The following is a 5,772-nucleotide window of genomic DNA, read 5'->3' as shown; positions in this document are numbered from 1 at the left end:
CTTGCGTGGCGGGTCCGCCGCAGTGCCCGCAGAAGCCTGCCGTCTCAACAGTGTTCACAGCGACTTCTGGAGTTCCTTGATGGGCATGTTCAGTTCCACGAGGAGGTTGAGGTCTGCGTCGCGGGTCGGCCGAGTGTGGTGAGGTAGTTGCCGACGATCACCGCGTTGATGCCGCCCATGAGGCCTTCGCGCGTGCCGAGGTCGCCCAGGGTCAGTTCCCGTCCGCCGGCGTAACGCAGCACGGTCCGCGGCATGGCGAGGCGGAACGCCGCTATGGCGCGGAGGGCGTCCTTGCCGTCCATGATTCCTTGGTTTTCGAGGGGCGTTCCCGGGCGCGGATTGAGGAAGTTCAGCGGGACTTCGTGCGGTTCGAGGGCCGCAAGTTGGCTGGCGAGTTCGGCGCGCTGGGCGGTGGTTTCGCCCATGCCGATCAGGGCGCCGCAGCACAGTTCCATGCCGGCCGCCTTGACCATGTTGCAAGTGTCGAGGCGTTCCTCGTAGGTGTGCGTGGTGACGACTTCGGGGAAGTAGCTGCGCGCGGTTTCGAGGTTGTGGTTGTAGCGGTGGACGCCCCATTCGGCGAGTTGGTCCACTTGGCGCTGGTTGAGCATGCCGAGCGAGCACGCGATGTTGATGTCCACTTCGGCGTTGATGCGGTCGATCGCGAACTTGATCTGGTTCATGAGCTTGATGTCCGGGCCTCGGACGGCTGCGACGATGCAGAACTCCGTGGCCCCGGTGGCGGCGGTTTCCTTGGCGGCCTTGACGAGCTCGGGGATGTCGAGCCAGACGCCCCGGACCGGACTGTCGAACAATCCCGACTGGCTGCAGAAATGGCAGTCCTCAGGGCATCCTCCGGTCTTGATGGAGATGATTCCCTCCACTTCGACGTCCTCGCCGCAGTGCTCCAGGCGGACTTCGTGGGCAAGCTGCAGGGCTTCGGGAATGGCATCGTCCGGGAGCTCGAGGATCTCGAGCAGTTGGGCTTCGCTGAGTCCTTCGCCTTTCGCGAGGACTTGCTCGCGGGCTGTTTCCAGAATCGGATAGGTGGACGTACGCCTTGGGTTTGGCTGGGTGGTCATGATGCTCCTCGGCCGTTACTTGCAGGGGATGGTGCGTTCCTTCACGACGGTAGTAGGCCTACGGGACCGCGATTTTGTTGGACGTCCACAAACCCGGAGCCGCAATCTTGGCGTCCAACTCGCTGGATAAGTTACAGCGCGGAAACATCGTGGTGACTCCGTGGTTCCATCCCGCCGATAGCGTCGAGCCCATGTTCATCGGGGAAACATGTCGAGACGAGGAAAGTTTTGGGGATGACTGACGATTCGAAGACAACGCAAGTGCTTGAACCCTCGACGGCGGGTGGCTCCCCGGTGGGGGTCGCCGTCGTCGAACCTTCCGAGGCGCTAGGCGCCGGGAGCCGCACGGCTGGTAATGCCGATGCGATGAGCGCAGCGAAGGAGAGCCTGGAGGACTACACCCTCAGGTTCGCGCCACGGTCCTACCGCAAATGGGGTGCGGGTGTGGTGGCGACGAGTGCGCTCGGTGGAATCGCGTATTTGGCTGATTTCTCGATCGGCGCGAACATCGGTATTTCGTACGGCACCGTAAACGCTATTTTCGGAATCGTGGTGGCGGCCGTGGTCATTTTCGCCACCGGATTTCCCTTGGCCTACTACGCGGCCCGGTACAACATTGATCTTGACCTCATCACGCGGGGTTCCGGATTCGGCTATTACGGCTCGGTGGTCACCAACGTCATTTTCGCGACGTTCACGTTCATCTTCTTCGCGCTTGAGGGTTCCATCATGGCTCAAGGCCTGGAACTTGGGCTGGGCATCCCGCAGTGGCTCGGTTATGCGGCGTCCACGCTTATTGTGATTCCCTTGGTGATTTACGGGATGAAGGCCTTGTCCAAGTTGCAGGTGTGGACCACTCCTTTGTGGCTCCTGCTCATGGTGGTTCCCGTGGGGTATTTGGTGATTTCGCACCCGGACAGCATCGGGGAATTCTTCGCGTTCACGGGCAAATCCGGCGCTGAAGGCACCAACCTGGCCTCCGTGATGCTGGCCGCGGGTGTCTGCCTGTCGCTCATGGCGCAGATCGCGGAGCAGATTGACTATTTGCGTTTCATGCCTCCCAAGACCGCCGAGAACCGTGGTGCTTGGTGGCGTGCCGTGATCCTGGCGGGGCCGGGCTGGGTGATTTTCGGCGCGATCAAGCAGATCGTGGGCATGTTCATTGCCATCTACCTGATTGCGACCCTGGATCCAGCCGCCTCCGCGCATGCCAACGAGCCGGTGCATCAATTCCTTGGCGTGTACCAGGAAATGATGCCGGCTTGGCTGGCGATGACCTTGGCCGTGGTGCTTGTGGTCATTTCGCAAATCAAGATCAACGTGACCAATGCCTACTCCGGCTCGCTCGCGTGGACCAACAGCTTCACGCGTATCACCAAGAGTTACCCGGGGCGCATGGTGTTCGTGGTGGTGAACCTGGTGATTGCGCTGGTGCTGATGGAAGCGAACATGTTCGAGTTCCTGAACACCATCCTTGGGTTCTACGCGAATTGCGCCATGGCATGGGTGGTTACCGTTGCGTCCGATATTGCCATCAACAAGTATTTGCTCAAGATTTCGCCCAAGGTTCCCGAATTCCGCCGAGGCATGCTTTACGCCGTCAACCCGGTGGGCTTTATCTCGATGTTGGTTTCGGCCGTTGTCTCGATTGCGGTGTTCTTCGGCGCTTTCGGTTCAGCTGTGCAGCCATATTCGCCGATCTTCGCCGTTGGGCTGGCGCTTGTGCTGCCGCCAGCGCTGGCCGTGTTGACCCGCGGGAAGTACTACCTACGCCGCTCCGACGACGGAATCGATCTGCCGATGTTCGACGCCGACGGCAACCCGAGCGACGCCAAGCTGCTATGCCACGTGACCGGACTGGAGTTCGAGCGCCCGGATATGGTCCGCTCGGCCCAGGACGGGCCCGACGGCGAACCGCAGTTCATCTCTTCGCTCGCTTTGTCGACGGATAAGTCGGGGGAGTTGGTCCTGCCTGCTCAAAAGTAGGTAGGAGTTCAAGGTCCCATAGGCCTCGACGACGGATGGGCGGCCTGGCCGCGGTCCCGTCGTCGGGGCCTTTGGTTTGTGTTTGTTGTGGTGGGCTGGTTGTGCTGGGCCGCGCTCGTGAAGCGATGGTGCGTAATGAACCGGAGCCTGTGGATAACTTTCCCGCCACGACGGGCAATTAAGCTACCCTTTTTGGAAACGTTTAGTCTTGAAAACTATTTGGGGATAGCAAACCATGACTCCACGCACCTCGGTTTCTGCTCGCTTTTTCATGATTGTCAGCCTTGGCACGGCGTTGACGCTGACTGCGTGCGGGAACACTACCCAGCCGCAGTCTGCGTCGCCTACAGATTCTGCTTCAGCTTCAGCCAGCGTCACTGGTGCTCCCTCTCCGACCTCGACGGCTGTTTACAAACCCGCGGACGCCAAGGGGAAAGCCGAGAACGTCCCGGTTCCCGTGTTGCCGGAGGCCGCGAAGGCGAACACAAAGGAAGGCGTGGAGGCGTTTGCGAGGTACTGGTATGAACTGCTGAATTACGGTTTTGAGACCGGCCGATTGGGCCCCATCAATGAAGTAACTAGTTCTACGTGCGCGATGTGCAGCAAGGTCTTTCCTGGGATCGAGAAGTGGAGCTCCGACGGTCGATGGATTGTCGGAAGCAAGATCCAAGTTCAGGCTGTCACATCGAAATTCCTAGCGGCTAGCGGGGAGTACCAAGTAGCCGTACAGTCCCAACAATCGGCCGGAACCTTGCATAACTCTGACGGGAGCGTTGGGCAGAATGTTGCGGCATCCGGCGTTCTCGGTGACCTGGTTATCGCGAAATACGTCGATGGAAAATGGTTTGCTTCAAACGTTGACCGATTGGGTAGCTAGTGGTTGACCGGGTCCGGGTTGCAGCATGGAGTCTGGTGACCTTTTGTCTTGTTGCAGGGAGTATGTTCGTCACGTCGATTGCACGTGCTGAACAGAGTGATTCAGATATTTCCTGGGGTCAACGCGGGATTGGTGTCTGGAGATATGACTCTGGCAGCGGGGCATGGGTGGATTTGCCAGCGGCTGGACCTGAGGATCCTAAACAGTACAAGTTCGAGTTGTTATGCCTCGACCCCGGTCAGAACAATTTTGACAAAGCGTGTCTCGCGGCGGCAGCGGACTGTAAGGAGGGGGAGAACGGGAGGCCAGTCCGCTGGTTCGAGTCGCTCAAGATTCTTGATCCACCGGCATGGGCTGCCATACGGCCCGACCGTTGCTTGTATTCGGAAAAGCCCACAGACGTGCTCGAGAAAATTGCCGCCCAGATACAGTCGAAATTCGAACAACTTCCAATCACACCAGCAGTATCTGGCATTCAGCCATTTCCTCATACGCTGAGGGGCGCTGAAACCAACTTCTACGCTGAGGCCTCCGAACAGGCTTTTACTGTGGACATGCTCGGGCAAAAGGTGGTCATAAAGGCAGAACCGGTCGAATATCGATGGGACTACGGAGATGGTGCGACGCTCGGGCCGGGGCCAACTATGGGTGGTCCACTTCCTGAAGAAAGATGGGGCGAAAAGACGCGCACGAGCCACGCTTACGCCGGGACAGATGACTACTGGGTTGTTTTGACCACCACCTTCCGCGGCACCTACTCCGTGAACGGCGGTCCTGACATGCCGATTCCCGGCACAGGACAATTTGCGTCGCCGTTCCAGAAGGTGAGCGTCTGGAGGTCGATCACGCGCAACTACGCCGACAACTGCATCGTGAATCCGCGGGGCGAAGGCTGCCCGGGCGTTCCCTAAGAGCGTGTGATCCGCGTCTCAACAGGAATAGTTGCAGGCGCGCTGCAGTTGCCGCCAGTGGACCTGTTCCCGTTTGAAAGGCACTGCCCATGTTGTTTTCCCCTTTGACTCTCGGCGAGATTGAAATTCCCAACCGCTTGGTCATGGCGCCGCTGACCCGCCTCCGTTCGGGCGTCGAAGGCGTTCCCGGCCCGCTGGTCGCGGAGCACTATCGGCAGCGTGCTTCCCTCGGGCTGATCGTCAGCGAGGGCACGTACCCCACGCCCGCGGGTCAGTCCTACCCGGGGCAGCCTGGCCTCGTCACCGAGGAACAGATCGCGGGCTGGAAGAAAGTGACGGATGCCGTCCATGCCGAGGGTGGCCGGATTTTCGCCCAGGTTATGCACGGTGGCCGCGTTTCCCACTCGGACATCACCGGTGGTCACGAGATAGTTGCACCCAGTGCCGTGGCCATCGACGGCGAAGTGCGCACGCCGAACGGCAAGAAGCCCTACCCGGTTCCCCGTGAACTGAGCACCGATGAACTTCCCTCGGTGATCCAGGAAATCGTCACGGCTTCCCGGAACGCCGTCGAGGCAGGATTCGACGGCGTCGAGCTCCACTCGGCGAATGGCTACCTGCTGCACGAATTCCTGGCACCCAACACCAACGTCCGCACTGACAGCTACGGCGGTTCGCCGGAAAACCGTGCACGCTTTGTGATCGAGACCGTCAACGCGGTGGGAGAAGCCTTGGGCGCCAACCGGGTCGGCATCCGGATTTCCCCTGAGCACTCGGTCCAGGGAATCGCCGAGACAGACCCCGCCGATGTCCGCGCCACCTATGAAGTCCTGGTGGACACCATCGCCTCGCTCAACCTCGCCTACCTCAGCATCCTCCACCATGATCCCAAGGGTGAGCTCGTCCAGGACCTGCG

At 60.1% G+C, this 5,772-nt stretch carries 4 protein-coding genes and 1 pseudogene; 4 read left to right on the top strand and 1 reads right to left on the bottom strand.

Going from position 1 to position 5,772, the window contains the following annotated elements; translation table 11 throughout:
- Nucleotides 1-54 precede the first annotated feature (54 nt).
- Nucleotides 55-1,082 (bottom strand): annotated as a pseudogene (gene bioB, locus AHiyo1_RS07380) (biotin synthase BioB).
- Nucleotides 1,083-1,316: 234 nt separating this feature from the next.
- Between bioB and AHiyo1_RS07375 the strand changes: the two are divergent.
- The 4 genes from AHiyo1_RS07375 to AHiyo1_RS07360 form a co-directional block, all read left to right on the top strand.
- The gene (locus AHiyo1_RS07375) at nt 1,317-3,068 is read left to right on the top strand and encodes a purine-cytosine permease family protein (RefSeq protein WP_059388121.1); all 1,752 of its coding nucleotides are present in this window, start codon (nt 1,317-1,319) and stop codon (nt 3,066-3,068) included.
- A 235-nt stretch (nt 3,069-3,303) separates the two neighbouring features.
- Nucleotides 3,304-3,945, top strand: coding sequence for a DUF6318 family protein (locus AHiyo1_RS07370; protein ID WP_113990590.1), 642 nt, complete (start codon nt 3,304-3,306; stop codon nt 3,943-3,945).
- Nucleotides 3,946-3,980: 35 nt separating this feature from the next.
- Nucleotides 3,981-4,856, top strand: coding sequence for a PKD domain-containing protein (locus tag AHiyo1_RS26355; protein WP_253257201.1), 876 nt, complete (start codon nt 3,981-3,983; stop codon nt 4,854-4,856).
- 89 nt (nt 4,857-4,945) lie between these two features.
- Nucleotides 4,946-5,772, top strand: an 827-nt coding sequence (locus AHiyo1_RS07360; RefSeq protein ID WP_059388119.1) for an alkene reductase, incomplete at its 3' end; no start/stop codon positions are given.

The organism is Arthrobacter sp. Hiyo1, from assembly GCF_001263615.2.
GTDB lineage: Bacteria > Actinomycetota > Actinomycetes > Actinomycetales > Micrococcaceae > Arthrobacter.
This window is presented reverse-complemented; position numbering and strand designations above follow the sequence as displayed.

What these genes read in the sequence shown, in the direction of transcription:
- AHiyo1_RS07370 (WP_113990590.1), top strand. Translation starts at nt 3,304, where the DNA reads ATGACTCCACGCACCTCGGTTTCTGCTCGCTTTTTCATGATTGTCAGC.
- AHiyo1_RS07375 (WP_059388121.1), top strand. Translation starts at nt 1,317, where the DNA reads ATGACTGACGATTCGAAGACAACGCAAGTGCTTGAACCCTCGACGGCG.